The organism is Enterovibrio paralichthyis, assembly GCF_019209835.1.
Classification (GTDB): domain Bacteria; phylum Pseudomonadota; class Gammaproteobacteria; order Enterobacterales; family Vibrionaceae; genus Enterovibrio; species Enterovibrio paralichthyis.
On record NZ_JAHUTS010000016.1, the window covers coordinates 56,932 to 74,688 of the forward strand.

12 protein-coding genes are annotated in these 17,757 nt (G+C 46.5%); 1 reads left to right on the forward strand and 11 read right to left on the reverse strand.

Annotated features, from left to right (window positions below; translation table 11 throughout):
- Positions 1–161: 161 nt before the first annotated feature.
- The 11 genes from wecC to nagB form a co-directional block, all read right to left on the reverse strand.
- Entirely contained in the window at positions 162–1,400 is a 1,239-nt protein-coding gene (gene wecC / locus KU854_RS17210; protein WP_218359655.1) for a UDP-N-acetyl-D-mannosamine dehydrogenase, read from the reverse strand.
- Between the two features lie 130 nt (positions 1,401–1,530).
- On the reverse strand, positions 1,531–2,667 hold the full coding sequence (gene wecB, locus KU854_RS17215; protein ID WP_218359656.1) for a non-hydrolyzing UDP-N-acetylglucosamine 2-epimerase: 1,137 nt from the start codon (positions 2,665–2,667) through the stop codon (positions 1,531–1,533).
- Positions 2,668–2,676: 9 nt separating this feature from the next.
- Entirely contained in the window at positions 2,677–4,905 is a 2,229-nt protein-coding gene (locus KU854_RS17220) for a GumC family protein (RefSeq protein WP_218359657.1), read from the reverse strand.
- 163 nt (positions 4,906–5,068) lie between these two features.
- Entirely contained in the window at positions 5,069–5,602 is a 534-nt protein-coding gene (locus KU854_RS17225; RefSeq protein WP_218359658.1) for a polysaccharide biosynthesis/export family protein, read from the reverse strand.
- A gap of 22 nt (positions 5,603–5,624) precedes the next feature.
- Positions 5,625–6,857, reverse strand: a complete 1,233-nt coding sequence (locus KU854_RS17230) for an outer membrane beta-barrel protein (protein WP_218359659.1) — start codon at positions 6,855–6,857, stop codon at positions 5,625–5,627.
- A 10-nt stretch (positions 6,858–6,867) separates the two neighbouring features.
- Positions 6,868–8,271: an undecaprenyl-phosphate glucose phosphotransferase gene (locus KU854_RS17235; protein WP_218359660.1), complete on the reverse strand. Its 1,404-nt coding sequence runs from the start codon at positions 8,269–8,271 to the stop codon at positions 6,868–6,870.
- A gap of 857 nt (positions 8,272–9,128) precedes the next feature.
- Positions 9,129–10,802 (reverse strand): asparagine synthase B, encoded by a 1,674-nt coding sequence (gene asnB, locus KU854_RS17240; protein ID WP_218359661.1) that lies wholly within the window; start codon positions 10,800–10,802, stop codon positions 9,129–9,131.
- A gap of 239 nt (positions 10,803–11,041) precedes the next feature.
- On the reverse strand, positions 11,042–12,610 hold the full coding sequence (locus KU854_RS17245) for a cation:proton antiporter family protein (protein WP_218359662.1): 1,569 nt from the start codon (positions 12,608–12,610) through the stop codon (positions 11,042–11,044).
- A gap of 167 nt (positions 12,611–12,777) precedes the next feature.
- Positions 12,778–13,992 (reverse strand): DNA-binding transcriptional regulator NagC, encoded by a 1,215-nt coding sequence (gene nagC / locus KU854_RS17250; protein ID WP_218359663.1) that lies wholly within the window; start codon positions 13,990–13,992, stop codon positions 12,778–12,780.
- Positions 13,993–13,999: 7 nt separating this feature from the next.
- A complete protein-coding gene (gene nagA / locus KU854_RS17255; RefSeq protein ID WP_218359664.1) occupies positions 14,000–15,136 on the reverse strand; it encodes an N-acetylglucosamine-6-phosphate deacetylase in 1,137 nt (378 codons plus the stop codon).
- A 15-nt stretch (positions 15,137–15,151) separates the two neighbouring features.
- Positions 15,152–15,952, reverse strand: a complete 801-nt coding sequence (gene nagB, locus KU854_RS17260; RefSeq protein ID WP_054778759.1) for a glucosamine-6-phosphate deaminase — start codon at positions 15,950–15,952, stop codon at positions 15,152–15,154.
- Positions 15,953–16,217: 265 nt separating this feature from the next.
- Here nagB and nagE point away from each other — a divergent pair, with 265 nt between their 5' ends.
- Positions 16,218–17,711 (forward strand): N-acetylglucosamine-specific PTS transporter subunit IIBC, encoded by a 1,494-nt coding sequence (gene nagE, locus KU854_RS17265; protein WP_218359665.1) that lies wholly within the window; start codon positions 16,218–16,220, stop codon positions 17,709–17,711.
- Positions 17,712–17,757: the final 46 nt, after the last annotated feature.

Genomic DNA, 17,757 nt, shown 5'->3' on the forward strand with positions numbered 1-17,757 from the left:
AGGATAGTTATAATTACATACTACGAAGATGGCTTTTTCGATATAACCTCCATGGTTTCAGTGGCAGATGATAGAGGTGTATGCATGGAACTAGGATCTGTTACTTAATTCCCAAGCGCACTATGTATATCCTAAACTGTTGACATACACCTCTGGTCTTCCTAGAAAATTCCTCTCGTATCAATAACGACTTTAGTCGCCAATTGTTTGCTATCCGTCTCTTTAAACTGCTTATGATCTACTAGAACAACAATAATATTGGCGCGCTCGATTGCCCCTTCTAGCGTCATCTGTTCGACCCCAGCATGCACAAGTCGCTCCGGTATTGACTCGACATTTGGTTCAACGGCAAAAATCTGCCCAATGTTTTTGCTCGCCAATTCTTCAACGATTTGCAGAGCCGGACTTTCCCGTAGATCGTCAATATCCGCTTTGAACGCTAGGCCCAAACATGCAATGACTGGGCGTTTAAATTCATCTGCCGCTTTGGCCACTTGCTCGATAACGTAGTGAGGTTTTGAATCGTTGGTTAAGCGAGCTTGTCGAATGATTTTTGCTTCTTCTGGGCAACTATCGACAATGAACCATGGATCCACTGCAATGCAGTGACCGCCGACGCCTGGCCCAGGGTTAAGTATATTGACGCGAGGGTGACGGTTGGCTAATCGAATCAGTTCCCAAACATTGATTTTCAATTTGTCACTGATCATAGAAAGCTCATTGGCAAACGCAATATTCACATCTCGGAAAGAGTTCTCAGTCAGCTTTGCCATTTCTGCTGTTCGTGCGTTGGTGATAATGCATTCTCCACGCACAAACGTTTTGTATAGTTCTACGGCTTTTTCGCTACACGCTTTTGATAAGCCACCGATGACTCTGTCGTTCGCAACTAGTTCCTGAAGTACGTAACCTGGTAATACGCGCTCCGGGCAGTGCGCAACCTTGATGTCTGCTGCATCACCTGAGTCTTGAGGGAAGGTTAGATCAGGTCTTGCAGCTTTTAGCCATGCTGCTAATTTTTCTGTCGCGCCAACTGGTGACGTTGATTCGAGGATCACCAGATTTCCCTTCTCTAAAACAGGCGCAATGGCGTTAGCGGCCGCTTCAATATAAGAAAGGTCGGGCGAGTGACCCTCTTTGAAGGGGGTAGGGACAGCAATCATAAAAGCTTCAGCTGGTTCAGGCTGCGTGGTTGCGCGAAGGTTTCCTGTGCTGACTACACCGCGGACAACAATATCCAAGTCTGGCTCTACAATATGAATATTACCTTGATTGATGGTATCAACGGCCTTTGGATTCACATCGACACCTACTACCTCGATGCCGCGGGATGCTACTACCGCGGCAGTCGGTAAACCAATGTAGCCCAAGCCAATGACGGAAACCTTTTTAAAGGACATAACAGCTCCTCAAGGCATACCTTTGATGAGTATGCGCTTTGAAATTTAATAATAAATAAAAAATGAATTAGATTTAGTTTTCGTGGATAACGACGAAAAATCGTTTAGAGGAAAATTAAAATTGACGACTTCAAGAGAATGTTTTCATTATTTTCTCGATAATTCTCTGACAAGACTTACCGTCTCCATACGGGTTATGTGCTCGGCTCATTCTTTTGTAGGCGGTTTCGTTGTTAAGCAAGTTTTCTATCGCTTCTATAATTCTGTTCTTATCTGTTCCTACGAGCTCGACCGTGCGAGCTTCTACCGCCTCGGGGCGTTCTGTGGTATCTCTCATGACCAATACCGGTTTGCCTAACGAAGGCGCTTCCTCTTGGATACCACCGGAATCGGTAAGAATGATGTGGGCTTTGTTCATCAGATACACAAAAGGCAGGTATTCTTGAGGTTCAATCAGGTGAATGTTGCTCACACCTTTTAGTATTCGGTTGACTGGCTCTCTCACATTAGGGTTCAGGTGAACAGGATAAATAATTTGGCTATCTGGGTGGCGAATCGCAATCTCTACGAGCGCTTCACAAATTCGTTCAAATCCCCCGCCAAAACTTTCCCTGCGATGCCCAGTCACAAGAATAAGCTTTTTGTTGTCGTCTATTTGTGGAAAGACAGCCTTTAAGGTGTCATTGAGGTCTTGGTCATTCTCTAGCTTTTCTTTAACAAGAAACAGCGCATCAATAACGGTATTTCCTGTGACGGAGATACTCTTTGCGTCGACACCTTCGGCGAGTAAGTTATTTTCTGACGTTTTCGTCGGTGCGAAGTGAAGCGTTGATATTGCCCCGGTCAGTTTACGGTTCCCTTCCTCTGGCCAAGGTGAGTAAATGTTACCTGTACGAAGTCCCGCTTCGACATGTCCCACGGCAATTTGTTGGAAATAGGCAGCCAGGCTGGCAGAAAGTGTTGTCGCTGTGTCTCCATGAACAAGAACTATATCGGGTCTGAAATCCTCAAGTACGGGTTTTAGGCCGGAAAGAATATTGCTTGTCACCTCATAAAGCGATTGTCCTGGTTTCATCACATTCAAGTCAAAATCCGGCTCAATATCAAATAAATCTAGAACCTGATCAAGCATTTCGCGATGTTGCGCGGTGACACATACCTTAGCCTCAATGCCCTCAGCGTGACTTAACTTGTGAACCAAAGGCGCCATTTTGATTGCCTCTGGGCGGGTGCCGAAGACAGTAAGAACTTTAATTGCGGTTGTCATATGCTTTCCTTAGCTTTCCATGTTTCCGTAGGCATAGCGAGAATACTCAGAGTAGGTATGTGTGCCTTTCTTTGGCTGAGGAACCTGATTTATCACTACGCCATCAATAGATATTTGATGTTTCGTAAATAAGGACATGGTGTGCTTATACACAGACTTGCTTGTGCTATTGGCTTTCAGAATGAGCACAATACCCTTGGTAAACTTTCCGACGATAAATGCATCTTTCACTGGCAAAATAGGTGGCGTGTCAAAGATGATGCGATCGTACTTTTTGGCCAGCTCTTCAATGAGCTTATAGAAAGAGCTGCTGCTCAGAAGTTCTTGCGGATTGGAAACAATTAACCCAGCTGACAGAACGTCCAGATTGGTTCCCTCAACGGTCGTAATGCAATCATTGGGTGATGCATTCATCACTAAAATGTTGGTCAGTCCCGGGTGGCTATTCGGGAGTCCAAAACGCATCCCCACTGAAGGTTTTCGCAAATCACAATCAATCAGCAGAACCTTTTCGATACTTGCAAAAGACTGGGCGAGATTTACTGCTGTTGTCGTTTTACCTTCACCTGGGACAGAAGAAGACAGCGCCAGAAATTTCCTTTCAGTTTTAGGCATACTCAGGTAGAGCGACGTTCGGATGGAGTCAATGGACTCTTGAAACGCAGCAAATTTACTATTGCTAAAAACGGAAGCATCGATGTGATGACGTTTATATTCCTTGGCATTTACCAATGGGATTGTGCCGGTTGGCAATAAGCCGAGTTTGTTCTCAAAGTCTCTTGCTGAAGAAATTGTGTTGTTGAATGCATCCAGGCAAATCACAAGCACACACGCAAAACCCATGCTTGCGACTAAAGCGATGACCACGAAGAGCTTTCGATTTGGCTTAAAAGGTTTTTGTGGGACAAGTGCATGGTCGCTGAAGCGAGCATTGGCTGCGCTGAAATCACTGGTTGCAGAGGTCTCTTTCTGCCGAGTTAAGAACAAGTCATACAGCTTGGCGTTGCTTTCGACCTCTCTCTTTAGCGCGTCGTATTCACTCTTAACAACACTTAGCGATTGAAACTCTTCTTTCTTACTCAATAGTTCTTGTTTTAGGAGCTGCTCTTGTTCTTTGGCACTAGCAAGCTCTTTTTCGACGCCATTAATCAGCTTATAGATTAGGTTTTCCGCTCTTTGTTGCACCGACTTCAACCTGGCATTGGCTTGAATCATTTTGTCGTGCTTAGGGCCATAGCGCTTCGATAGCTGACTGACTTCTTTTTCTGCTTCTGACTCTGCTTGACGGATGTCACGCACTTGTGGATGGTTCGAAATCAGGGCGTTAGCGCTAAGGGTCGCGATGTCCGCGTTAGGGTTACTTTTCAGCGCGTTATACAGTGCTTGGGTTTTCGTTCTTCGATCTGTCGCCTCTGCAATTCTATCGGTCAGGTTTTGAAGTTCATTGCTGGTTAAAGCGGCAATACCACTATCGTCGATAAGCTCTTGACGTTGTAGAAACTGAACCAGGGCTTGCTCTGAGGAATTTAGGTTTTGTTTGAGCTCTGTGAGTCGCTCGTTTAGCCAGCCATTTGCTTTATCAGTGGCGATAAGCTTAGATTCCAGATTATTTTCAATAAATGCATAGCCCACAGCATTCGCGATCTCAGCGGCAAGCTTTGGATCTTGTGAATCAAAGGAAATATGAACTAGCTGCGTTTTACGAATGGGTGATATTGTGAGTTTGGATTTAAATGCTTTCAATACTTGTAGATTTATCGCTTCTTGTTCTAACGCTGGGTCATTCGCAATATTTGTTTTTGATGAAAAGAAAGAGTCAATAACGGGATGCGAGCGCAACCAGTCTTTAATTTGTTCTTCGTAGCCAGGCTCATTGTTTGCAGCGATTGAAGGGTTAAACTCCTCAATCTGACTCAGTTGCAACTTGTCGATGACGCGCTGTGCGACTTGATTGGACTTTAGTATCTCGAATTGTGTGAGATAGTATTCGTTCGCACGGCTATCTATTCCTACTACTTCTTCAATGGAAATCGCTTTGGCTTGTTGCGATTCAATAAGGAGGGTTGCTGTCGCACGGTATGTAGGCGTGATAGATAACGCAACCAGGGCAGCAATTGCTGTACAGAGTAGAGTAAAGAAGGAGATAGAAAGCCAGCGTTTCTTGATTAAATGAATATAATATCCAATATCAATCAGTTGCTCTTGGGTTGCTGATGTTTCATTTGCATGGGCTGACATTATTTAATCCATCTTAAATGCAGTTTTTATTCTCACCGTCGTGAGGCATTAATGTCGACTAAGATCCGACAAAGAAGGGAATAGCAAATTTAGACATTCAGTAATATGAGCCAAAGCTTGCATATTTCCTGAAGTGAATTTATTCGAGAAGAGTTACTTGCAATTAGAAGAAGCTTTGCTCGATAACAATGATGTCTCCTGGTGAAACCATATGAGAAAGACCCACACGGTTTTTAGGCTCATTTTTATCTTCACGAGTAATGTAGATGCTCTTTCTCGCCGCTCGCTCTGTGAAGCCTCCTGCAAGAGCAATCGCTTTGTCCACAGTGAGTCCGGGTTGATACTCGTAGCCACCTGGTTTTTTGATTTCACCGTTTACAAAGATGCTTCTGAACCCAACGATACCCACGCGAACTTTCGGAGAGACTAAGTAATCTCCTTTGAGACCTCTAATGATTTCCGCCTTGAGTTGTTCAGTAGTTTTCCCAATTGCCATTAATTGACCGAGATAGGGATAATCGAACTCACCACTGCTATCTATATACAGCTCTTCAATGGTGAGCTCTTCTTCGCCGTACACCACGATTTCAATTTTGTCGCCTGCGCCAATGGTATAGTCGTTCCCACTTGCGAATGTATTCGATGGAGATGCAATGATGAGCAATATTGATATAAATAGGTGATAGAACCGCGTCATGTGACCAAAATTCCTTAAAGAATCAGAAAACCAGGTTTGTGCCGAGATACCAAACATTTTGGCTATATCTATTTGTGTCGATCGAAGAGTCGTTGTCTTCATATCGCCAGCCGACAATAACTTCAGTGTCTTCTCTGAATTGGTATCCGAGGTAGAATGAAGCGCTTAGCTGGTCGTCTTCCCTTGTGCTTTGTGAGTAGTCATCGTTAATGGTGTTGAAAGCGATGTCACTATATAGGCGCGAAAGCCAAAAGTGCTTCCAACTGGCGGCGAAGCTGGTTTGATTAATGAAGTTATTACCTTGCTCAGGGTCGATAGCGCTTTGTGCAGCAGAGACGGTAAGCGTAGAATAGGTCAGCGGTTCCCAAACAACATCTAGGTCCCAGCTGAAGCCATTGAAGTCTTCCCTGATGGCATCGTCATAGTTCTTATCTTGCACACCCAATCTGAGCTTGCCGGTTGTTTTACCCGTAATGTCCCATTTGGTGCCAACTAGAAAGTAAGCATCTAAATTGTTTTGCGAATTACCGCTGATTGGGTCGCCCAACTTGTATTGGCGATCTGCTACATCAATCTCGAACAGCAGCTCTGTAGCGGGAAATATCTGATAGTAAAAAGCGAGTGCACCTGCGACTTCGTCATAGTCTTTAAACTTGGTGCTAAGCGCAACAAACCCAGGGGCAGTAAGGTCGCGGTAATTATCATATTTTTTGTTTTCGTATCTTAGATTGGACTCAATTCGCCCTGTTGCATCTTCTGCGCCATAAACATGGGTGATATTTGCGTTGTGCAGAGAGTATTTCACTGGCTCAGTTGCGATGGTTGTTAGCTGGTCACCTGCCAAAATGCCAGTACCGCGAGCTTCGTGAGATTTTAGATAGGTATAATTGAAACCTATGCCACTTCTCTGGCTGAGCTGTACAAAGTTATTTGTCGTGAGTGCGTGGTCAAGAAAGTCGTCTACTTCGCTGTCAAAATAGGTTCCTGATGCTAACTGGTACGCAATCTGGTATTGATTTCCGTTGCGGTCAGACTCAAACATCACGCCAGGTTTTGCAATTAACGCTCTGGATGATTCTGGATTCTCAGAAGAAGAGTATCGACCGACGTTATCGTTGTATTCGTAATAGGCTTCAAAAAGCGGCGTGATTTTGATGCCAGACTCGGTGGTGTATCCATTGTCTTCGTTTGCCACTACCCAACTGCTGGTGCTTAACAAAGCCAAAATAATGATTGTTTTCTTCGGGCTGTTCATTTTCATTCCTTTAGTAGGCAGTCTTTCCGGTAAAGCCTTTGAATACGGTTTTAAATATGATTTTTAAATCAAGCCATGTTGACCATGACTGAATGTATTTGATGTCAAACTCAACGCGTTTCTGCATTTTTTCGAGAGTATCTGTTTCACCACGGTAGCCGTTAACCTGCGCTAAACCTGTTATGCCTGGCTTCACCTTATGTCGCAGCATGTAGCGATCAACCATGGTTCTATATTCTTCATTGTGTGCAACGGCATGTGGGCGAGGGCCAACGATTGACATGCGACCTTGCAGAACATTGAAAAACTGAGGAAGCTCATCTAGTGACGTTTTTCGGATAAATGCACCGAAAGTAGTGATCCGCGGGTCGTTTTTAGTGGCTTGTTTGACAACAGAACCGTTGTCCATTGTGCTCATTGAGCGGAACTTCCACACTTTGATTCGACGTCCATCGAGCCCGTATCTGTATTGTTTGAAAATAATGGGCCCAGGTGATGAAAGCTTTACGCCGATTGCAACACCGATAAGTACCGGGCTGATCAACAGGATAATTAGTGAAGCAAGTAGGATGTCCTGTGCGCGTTTGAACCAACCATTCGTACCGTAGAATGGTGTGTCATGAATACTGATGGTTGGAATATTTCCAATCGCACTTAATCGCGATTGAATTAGGTTGTAGACAAAAAAATCCGGTATGAGATAGGTATTCGCTGTCGTATCTGAAAAGTCCCTGAGGTATGCGCTGATTCGCTCGTTGGCTTTCAAAGGCATTGAGATGTATACATGTTGAACCTTGCCACTTTTAACAAGCTCTAAAGCGGAGGCAACTTTACCCTTGAATGGCGCGGGTAGATTTTCAATGTCTAAACGGCTTGTTTCACGATCATCGTAAAAGCCACCTACGTGAATACCTAGCTCAGGATGATTCTTTAGCTGATTGGCTAGTCGGAGGCCGTTTTCAGTGACGCCTACGATGATGGCTTCTTTTTTGTTGAAACCGTAATCGCGAAGTTTCTTTAAGGCCTGTTTTGCAGCGTACCGCCAGGTTATTAGTATTAATGGTGTAGAGACTAGCCAAATACCTGTTACAACCCTCGAGTAATCTGTGCTCGTTTTGGTAAAGAAAGCCAGAAAAACTAGCGAAATAAAAGTAACGAACCACGCCTTACTGATACTCAATGCTTCTTCTCTGAAAAGGTGAACACGCCAAGAACGATATAGTTCATTTTTCTCTGCGATTAGCATATAGACCAGAATTGAATAGCTGCCCAATAGGAAGTCTTTTTGGACAAACTGGCTAGTGTAGGAAATTGATACTATGTGAAGTGTCAATAGAATAATAATGCAGTCAATCGTCCTGTACAGGACATGTAGCGCGCCATAGTTACTATGTAATTTTAGAGTTGTGTCCATTTTCTCTGACCTTAGATAACTAATCGATGACCCATCGTTGGCTCGTGATTTTAGACGCTACCGCCCTTGAGTGTCGTTCCCAAAATACGAAGTAAAAGTGAGGTTTTTATTGATTATTTTGATAATAAGATGGTGTTCGTAGGCTATTTTTAATGCCTGAATACAGAACGGCAGGATATTAACATTAGGGGTTTGTGTGTTTGTATATTTATTAAGTGTCAGGATCGACAATAAATAAAACATGCGTGAGGGCACGCATTAGTATGTAAATGACTAAAGCGTTAATAATATTCATGCGATGCAAATAACATAAAAAAAAGATATAGTGACAAGGAAGTCACTAGTGGTGGCTAGGCATGACACTACATTTTCATTATTATAACTGTAATCAAACACTAGCTGATATTGAAACAATCGTTTAAAAGTATTAGCTAGAGATTGCTACAATCTAAAAGGGTATTTTTGTGAGTGGTGATGATTAAATAACCTATATTGCGTGCTGATTATTTATCGAGCGGGCAAGCTTCTTTGCAATGTATACCTAAACGACCTGAAGATGCTCGCATTCAGAGGTCATCATGCGTTCAATTTGAGGCAAACTATACGAGGAATAGTCGTTCTATTTCCGTGGAATTTAACGAAGAAGTGGGCGCATTGATAGCCACCCTTCGGGCGAGTTGACTGACGCCGTGCTCTTTGTTGTTCCTTTTTGATGGAGGTGACTACATCTACAAAGGAACGCCGCGATCATAACGTCAGTCAATCTCGCTTAATCCTGCATCTTCAGGTTGTTTAGGTATATTTTCAAAAAAAATGGCTTTCCCTCGGGAAAGCCATTTTTGTGTTTTGTTGAATATTTACGCTTTTGCGTAAGCTTCGTTGTGGACCGCAGCCACAGCGCGGCCGGATGGGTCGGCGGCGTTTTTAAAGCTCTCGTCCCATTCGATGGCTTTGGCGCTTGAACACGCGATTGAAGGGCCGCCTGGTACACATTCTGCTGCAGATGGCAATGGGAACAGCTCTTCAAAGATCTCGCGGTAAACGTACGCCTCTTTTGTTTGTGGCGTGTTGTATGGGAAGCGGAACTTCGCCGATTCCATCTGCTGATCCGTCACTTTTTCTTCTGCGACCGCTTTAAGGGTGTCAATCCAACCGTAGCCTACGCCGTCAGAGAACTGCTCCTTCTGGCGCCACGCGATAGAGTCTGGCAGGTAGTGCTCAAAACATTCGCGCAGGATGTGTTTCTCCATTTTGCCGTTGCCACACATCTTGTCTTTCGGGTTCAGGCGCATGGCTACATCGATAAATTCTTTATCGAGGAAAGGAACACGGCCTTCTACACCCCATGCAGCCAGCGACTTGTTCGCGCGGGCACAGTCAAACATGTTCAGGGCCAGCAGTTTACGCACGGTTTCTTCGTGGAATTCTTTTGCGTTTGGTGCCTTGTGGAAGTAAAGGTAGCCGCCAAAGATTTCGTCTGCACCTTCGCCAGACAGAACCATCTTGATGCCCATCGCTTTGATCTTACGGCCCATCAGGTACATAGGGGTAGAAGCGCGGATGGTTGTCACGTCATAAGTCTCGATGTGGTAGATAACATCGCGAATCGCATCCAGACCTTCTTGAATGGTGTAGGTCATTTCGTGGTGAACCGTACCAATCTTATCGGCCACTTCACGTGCCGCTTTCAGATCCGGTGCGCCCTCAAGACCAATGGCAAAGGAGTGAAGCTGTGGCCACCACGCAGCAGATTTGTCGTCATCTTCTACTCGCAGCGCAGCAAAGCGTTTGGCTACTGCAGACGTGATTGAAGAATCCAGCCCGCCGGAAAGCAGGACACCATAAGGGACGTCAGTCATCAGTTGGCGTTTGACGGCAGCTTCAAGCGCAGCGGTTAACTCTTCCTTGCTTGATGCATTGTTTTCAACAGCAGCATATTCGTTCCAGTCACGCACGTAGTAACGCTGTGGTTCATCGTCCTGGGAGCGGTAGTAGCAGCCCGGAGGGAACTCACTGATAGTCTTGCACACGGGCACCAGCGCTTTCATTTCTGATGCAACATAGTAGTTTCCGTGCTCGTCGTGGCCTTGATACAGGGGAATAATACCGATGTGGTCGCGGCCAATCAGGTATTCATCTTTTTCTTCATCGTAAAGGGCGAAAGCGAATATGCCGTTTAGTTCTTCCAAAAGGTCTGCGCCCATCTCCTGATACAAAGCCAGAATGACTTCACAATCTGAATCGGTTTGGAATTCGTACTTGCCTTCGTAGCGTGCGCGGATTTCTTTGTGGTTGTAAATCTCGCCGTTTACCGCCAGCACCAGCTTACCATCTGGGCTGTACAGGGGCTGTGCGCCACTGTTGAGACCAACAATCGCCAGACGTTCATGCGCCAAAATAGCGCGTTCGGATGAATAAATACCGGACCAGTCTGGGCCGCGGTGACGCAATTTTTTTGACATTTCTAGTGCGCTGGCACGCAGTGCACCCGCATCAGATTTAATATCCAAAATGCCGAAAACAGAACACATAAATCCCTCTCTTTACTTCCTGCTGTTGCCCCAAAAGAGGGCTTTTTAATCGCTGTTGTGTTCAATTTGCCAACTTGAGTAAAAAATGCAACCTGATGCGAGAAAAAAAATAACAAAGCCGCCTGGTGTGTAAATATTATTTAATATAATCGGCTATTTTCTGAATAAAAGTTGGTTTATGGTCAAATATGCGCCGCAATTGAATGTTAGCGGCGCATTTTTTGGCAGGAGAGGGGGGGCTAGCGGAGTTGCTCTTTTACGTGGCGTGCGAAACCAGCACCTGCCTCAGAGTAGATATTGTAGGCTTCATCAACACCCAGCGATTTTAACTGCTCCAGTTCATCCGGGTATTTGGCTATGGCGGCAACTTTTCCTTTAAAGTTCAGCTGGTTAATTTGATGCATGGCTATTGTGTTTGCCTGGCTGTTAGGCATGGCTAGCAAGATCAACTCCAGTTGCTTTGACGACGTGACCCGGGACCAGAAGTCCGGATCCGTTGCATCACCCTGAATGACCCTGCGTCCTTCGCTGCGGTGAAGTTCAACAGAATCGTCACGAGCCTCGATGCCCAACACGCAGGAAGGATAATCCGCTTCGAGCTCGTCGTAAGCTCCGCTGCCAATGCGTCCCATCCCCAGAATAACCACTTTCGCACTTCCCAGGCTGATAAGTTGATCGTTATGGTGGATACGGTCTGGATTCGGATCATGGAGATAAGGTGATGCGAAGGCATAAATTTTATGGCTGAAAGTGTTCAGTGGTGCAGCCAGAACAAATGAGAGTGAAACGGCAATGGCGATAGCCACCAATACACTGCCCGGCATGATCCCCATTTGGTAGGCAATTCCGCCAACGATTAGGCCAAACTCACTGTAGTTGAACAGCGACAGGGTCGCGAACAGCGAAGTACGGACGCGGAATTTGAAGCCGCTGAAAATAAGGTAATAGAGCAATCCTTTAAGGGGAAGCAAGAGCAGAAGCATAAGGGCGATCAACAAACCCTGCATTGTCGGTTGTTCCGACAAACCAATGTTGAGGAAGAAACAGACGAGGAAAAGCTCTTTGAGGTTGAACAATGATTTTGCCATTTCGGAGGCGCGGGGATGGGCAGACATCAGCATGCCGAGGATCAACGCGCCCAGATCTGGTTTCATGCCTACTGCATCAAATAAGCCTGCACCGGCAACCAAAGCCAAAAACATGGCATATAGCACCAGTACTTCGCCGTGACCTGCACGATCAAGCAATTTAAACAGCAGAGGACGCGCCAATGGCAGGGCGAAAAGCAGCAATGCCTCGATGCCGGGCACTTTACCTGAAGCAATAGTAAGGAAAATAACCGCAAAAATATCCTGCATAATGAGAACGCCGATAGCCAGCGTGCCATAGGTGGCATTCATTTCGCCCTTTTCTTGCAGTGCTTTAATCGCAAAAACGGTGCTGGAGAAAGAAAGGGCAAAGGCAATCAATGCAAGATCGTTGATATTGAGCTGGGAAAAGGCCGACAGTCCAATCGCTTTAAAAGCGAGCAGGCAAAGTGTAAACAGGGCGGTCGTCATGGCATTGTGCAATGTCGCGCCAAACCAGATCTCTTTATTCAGCAGTGACTTTACGTCCAGCTTAAGGCCAATCGTGAACAGCAACAGTGTCACACCCAGATCGGCCAGAGACTGGATCAGTGGTGTACTGGTATAGCCTGCCGCATGGAGCGCAAAGCCGGCGATAAGAAAACCGACAAGGGGAGGCATTTGACAGCGAAGCATCAGAAAGCCGCTGAAAAATGCGACAGCAATAATGACTAAATCCATAAAACAGTGTTCGTCCTAGAAACTGGCGGGAGCGCAAAAAGGCGTAGCGAAGCCCGATAATGTATCGAGTATGAGCAGTAATAATAAAACAAAGGCAATGTCTGTCTCCAGCATTGCCTTTGTAACATTTTGAAAAAGTGTCGGTTAAATCCGCGCCAGAGGCGAGATTAGTCTTCCAGCAGGCGCTGTAACAACGCGCCGTTAAGCATGGCGCGTTTCACCAATGCAAATGCGCCAAGTGTCGGCGTTGTAGAAAGTCCTGCTGCGACAATAGGAAGATTTTGGTGGAACGTGCGCAAAGACTGGTTTTCTACACAGCGTTGAATGGCTGGGAATACCACGCTTTTCGCTTCAGTGATCTCACCGGAGATAACAACCTGCTGAGGGTTAAACAGGTTAATGGTCATCGCGATGGCTTTACCCAAGTGGTTGCCTACCTTCACCAAAACCTGACGCGCCAGTTCATCACCGGCAACGGCTGCTCGGCAGATATCAGAAACGTTGAGGTCTTTCTTGCCCTGCAGCATGCTTTCATGACCTTGAGCAAGCAGTTGTTGTGCGTGTTCAATGATCGCCGGATTCGAGGCAACCGTTTCAAGGCAGCCAAAATTGCCGCAAGAGCATTTTTTACCGAGAGGGTCGATTTGGATATGACCGATCTCACCGACGTTGCGGTTGTAGCCAAGAAATACCTGACCGTTGACGATAATACCGGCGCCTGCACCGTTATGGACACTGACAAGCAGGGTGTCGTGGTAATTTTTACTAACCCCGAAATAATGTTCCGCAAGTGCTTGGCCACGGGTGTCATTTCCGATAAAACACTGCACTCCAAATTCATCGCGAATTAAGTCACCCAGAGGTAATTTATCGACCGAAACATGCGGCATGTATTCGACAATACCGGTTTCAGCATCCACCAGACCTGACAGTGAGATAGCAACAGCAATCAGCTCTTTCAGGATATCCTGGTTCGCGTCCAGGAAGTTACGCAGGTGGAATACAAGCCCTTCAACCAGGGTTTCCTGATTCGGGTAATGGAATGATTCGGTGTGCTCTGCCAGCGGTTTGCCAGACAGATCAAAAAGGGTGAGTTCAATGCGATCCCTTCCGAGGCGCACAGCCAAAGAATGGAAGGGAGCACATTCGGTGGTCAACGAGATTGCCCGTCGACCGCCGGTAGACGCCTGTTGCGCGACTTCTTTGATTAAGCCACGCTCCAGTAACTGGCGGGTGATTTTGGTAACACTTGCTGGTGCAAGGCTACTTACATCAGCGATTTGGATTCGAGATATCGGACCTTGCTGGTCGATAAGTCTATAAACGGCGGCACCGTTTAGCTGTTTAACCAGATCTACGTTACCAATTTGTCCGCCTGTCATAAATGTCCTAGTTCAGTGTGTATTCGCCGTTAACAACAGTCGCTTTAACATTGAAATCACGGTCAAACACGGTCAGGTTGGCGACATATCCATTTTTGATAGCGCCAAGTTTGTTATCCATGCCGATAGCACGCGCAGGATACAAAGTTGCCATGCGAACCGCTTCATCCAAAGCGATGCCTACATGTTCGACAGAGTTCTGAACTGCTTCAATCATGGTCAATGCCGAACCGCCAAGTGTGCCATTTTCATCTACACACTTACCATCACGGTAATATACTTTCTTGCCCACAAAAATAAAGTGATCCATGTCTGCTCCTGCAGGCGCTGCCGCGTCTGTGACCAGAACCAGCTTTTCACCTTTCAGTTTGTGAGCAATACGGATATTTGCGTAATCAACGTGGAAACCGTCAGCGATCACACCTGTGTAAACTTCTGGCGTGTCGTAGATCGCGCCTACCATGCCTGGTTCACGACCTGCGATTGGTGTCATCGCGTTGAACAGGTGGGTAGCGAAGGTGATGCCAGCTTTGAAGCCTTCACGTGCTTCAACGTAGCTTGCATTGGTGTGGCCAGCTGAAACCACGATACCTGCGTCTGCCAGCTTGCGGATATGCTCAGCCGGGGTCAGTTCAGGTGCCAGGGTTACTTTGGTCACTACATCTGCGTTTGCTGCGATGAAGTCGATCATGGCATCGTCAGAGCGGCGGATGTAATCCACGCTGTGGATGCCTTTCTTCGCAACGTTAAGGTATGGACCTTCAAGGTGCAGACCCAGTGCCTGATGTGCGTACTGATCTTGGTAATCACGGATAGCACTGACAGATGCACGCATGTCTTCGTCGGAAGAGGTGATCAGCGTCGGCAGGAAGCTGGTACAGCCAGACTTCAGGTTTGCCAGATGCATAGTGCGGATTGTTTCCGCGGTCACTTCATCGTTGAACATCACGCCGCCACAACCGTTAAGTTGCAGGTCGATGAAGCCAGGAGTCAGGTAAGCGCCATCCAGTGAACGGGTTTCGATGCCTTCTGGCAGCTCGTTTACAGGGCAAACGTTCTGGATAAGGCCGCCATTGATGATGACAGCATGGTTATCCAGCACATCGCTACCGGTGAAGATGCGGCAGTTTGTCAGTGCGTACATGAATACTTCCTTACCTTACAGGTTCTTGATGTTTTGTGCTTCCAGCTCTTGGAAGTACTTAACCGTTTTCACTTTCAGCTCAGCGGTAGAAGGCTCATCACATACCATCAGTGCTTTCGGGTGCAGTTGCAGCGCAGACACAGTCCACATGTGGTTCACTGAACCTTCAACCGCTGCTTGCAGTGCTAGCGCTTTGTTGTGACCAGTGATGAGGATCATCACTTCTTCAGCGTCCAGCAGAGTGCCAACACCGATAGTCAGAGCGTGTTTTGGCACCTGATTGATATCGTTATCAAAGAAACGTGAGTTTGCAATACGCGTGTCTTCAGTCAACGTTTTGATGCGTGTGCGAGACGCCAGAGACGATGCTGGTTCGTTGAATGCGATGTGACCGTCGTTACCTACGCCACCCATGAACAGGTTAATTTTGCCGTAAGATTTGATCTTGTCTTCGTAACGCTTGCACTCAACCAGGTGATCTTCTGCGTTGCCGTTCAGCAGGTTGATGTTTTCTTCTTGAATATCAATGTGATTGAAGAAGTTGTTGTACATGAAGCTACGGTATGACTCTGGGTGGTCTGCTGGGATGCCGCAGTACTCATCCATGTTGAAAGTCACAACGTGTTTGAAGCTTACTTCGCCCTGCTTATGAAGGTTAATCAGTTGCTTATAAGTGTTCAGAGGGGTGCCACCAGTCGGCAGACCTAGAACAAACGGACGCTCTTCAGTTGGAGCGAATTTATTAATAGCATCAACAATATAACGCGCTGACCATAGGCCTACTTCATGTGCGGTTTGTAGCGGGATAAGTCTCACGGGACACCTCTCAGTTAATTCAAATTCTGACTATACATGATAGCGGATTTGTATCTTAGTTTTCATCATAAAATAAGTTTTATGAGCGTGCTAGCAAAAAACCGGATCTTGAAGTGTTTTGAGTGACGATAATCACAATTGCATCCGTTTTAATTTGCGGGGCGAAATTAATGGAATAAACTCGCACTGACCCACATAGGATCGTAAAAAAAGTCCCATGTGGTCATCACAACTCTGAGAAAGAACCACTATAGGGGGAACAAAGGTGAATATTCTCGGTTATTTCCAAAAAGTAGGTAAAGCGCTGATGGTGCCAGTCGCCACGCTGCCTGCTGCTGCAATTCTAATGGGTATCGGTTACTGGATTGACCCGAATGGCTGGGGTGCGAACAGCGCACTGGCAGCATTCCTGATCAAAGCTGGTGCTGCAATTATCGACAACATGTCTGTACTGTTCGCCGTTGGTGTTGCGTACGGTATGTCTAAAGATAAAGATGGTGCGGCTGCACTGTCTGGTTTCGTTGGTTTCCTGGTTGTTACCACTCTGCTGGCACCGGGTGCGGTTGCGCAAATTCAGGGCATTGACCCAAGCGCAGTACCTGCAGCGTTCGGTAAGATCAACAACCAATTCGTTGGTATCCTGGTAGGTATCGTATCTGCTGAGCTGTACAACCGCTTCTCTGCTGTTGAACTGCACAAAGCACTGGCGTTCTTCTCTGGTAAGCGTCTGGTTCCTATCCTGACTTCTTTTGCTGGTATCTTCATTGCATTCATCCTGATGTACGTATGGCCAACCGTTTACGGTGGTCTGGTAAGCTTCGGTGAAGGCATCCAAGGTATGGGCGAGCTGGGCGCGGGTGTATACGCTTTCTTCAACCGTCTTCTGATCCCTGTGGGTCTGCACCACGCTCTGAACTCAGTATTCTGGTTCGACGTTGCGGGTATTAACGATATCCCTAACTTCCTGGGCGGTGCTAAGTCTATCGCTGAAGGTACTGCAACTGCTGGTGTAACCGGTATGTACCAAGCGGGCTTCTTCCCAATCATGATGTTCGGTCTGCCTGGTGCAGCACTGGCTATCTACCACACTGCGAAGCCTGAGAACAAAGAGAAAGTGGCATCTATCATGCTGGCTGCTGCGTTCGCATCATTCTTCACTGGTGTAACTGAGCCTCTGGAATTCTCGTTCATGTTCCTGGCACCTGGTCTGTACGTACTGCACGCACTGCTGACCGGTATCTCTGTATACATCGCAGCATCTATGCAGTGGATTGCAGGCTTCGGCTTCTCTGCTGGTCTGGTGGATATGGTTCTGTCAACGCGTAACCCGCTGGCGGTTAACTGGTACATGCTGATCGCTCAAGGTCTGGTGTTCTCGGTTATCTACTACACCGTGTTCCGCGCTGCTATCGTGAAATTCAACCTGGCAACTCCTGGCCGTGAAGATCTGGACGAATCATCTTCTTCAGACGTTCAAGGTTCAAAAGAGACCGGTATCCTGGCTCGCCAATACCTGAAAGCACTGGGTGGTCACGACAACCTGACTAACATCGATGCATGTATCACTCGTCTGCGTCTGACCGTTAAAGACGGTAGCCAAATCGACGAGAAAACGCTGAAAGCACTGGGTGCGATGGGCGTTGTTAAGCTGGGTACCAACAACCTTCAGGTTATCCTGGGCCCACTGGCGGAAATCGTAGCTGGCGAAATGAAAAAAGTTGGCGCGAGCGAAGATCTGTCAGCAGTAAAACTGCCTTAATTAAAAAATACTGATTAAACAGTCAATATAGCCGGCCTCTGACGGG

Bases quoted from the DNA above. Each gene is read 5' to 3' on its own strand.
- wecC (WP_218359655.1), bottom strand. From the start codon at position 1,400: ATGTCCTTTAAAAAGGTTTCCGTCATTGGCTTGGGCTACATTGGTTTA.
- wecB (WP_218359656.1), bottom strand. From the start codon at position 2,667: ATGACAACCGCAATTAAAGTTCTTACTGTCTTCGGCACCCGCCCAGAG.
- KU854_RS17220 (WP_218359657.1), bottom strand. From the start codon at position 4,905: ATGTCAGCCCATGCAAATGAAACATCAGCAACCCAAGAGCAACTGATT.
- KU854_RS17225 (WP_218359658.1), bottom strand. From the start codon at position 5,602: ATGACGCGGTTCTATCACCTATTTATATCAATATTGCTCATCATTGCA.
- KU854_RS17230 (WP_218359659.1), bottom strand. From the start codon at position 6,857: ATGAACAGCCCGAAGAAAACAATCATTATTTTGGCTTTGTTAAGCACC.
- KU854_RS17235 (WP_218359660.1), bottom strand. From the start codon at position 8,271: ATGGACACAACTCTAAAATTACATAGTAACTATGGCGCGCTACATGTC.
- asnB (WP_218359661.1), bottom strand. From the start codon at position 10,802: ATGTGTTCTGTTTTCGGCATTTTGGATATTAAATCTGATGCGGGTGCA.
- KU854_RS17245 (WP_218359662.1), bottom strand. From the start codon at position 12,610: ATGGATTTAGTCATTATTGCTGTCGCATTTTTCAGCGGCTTTCTGATG.
- nagC (WP_218359663.1), bottom strand. From the start codon at position 13,992: ATGACAGGCGGACAAATTGGTAACGTAGATCTGGTTAAACAGCTAAAC.
- nagA (WP_218359664.1), bottom strand. From the start codon at position 15,136: ATGTACGCACTGACAAACTGCCGCATCTTCACCGGTAGCGATGTGCTG.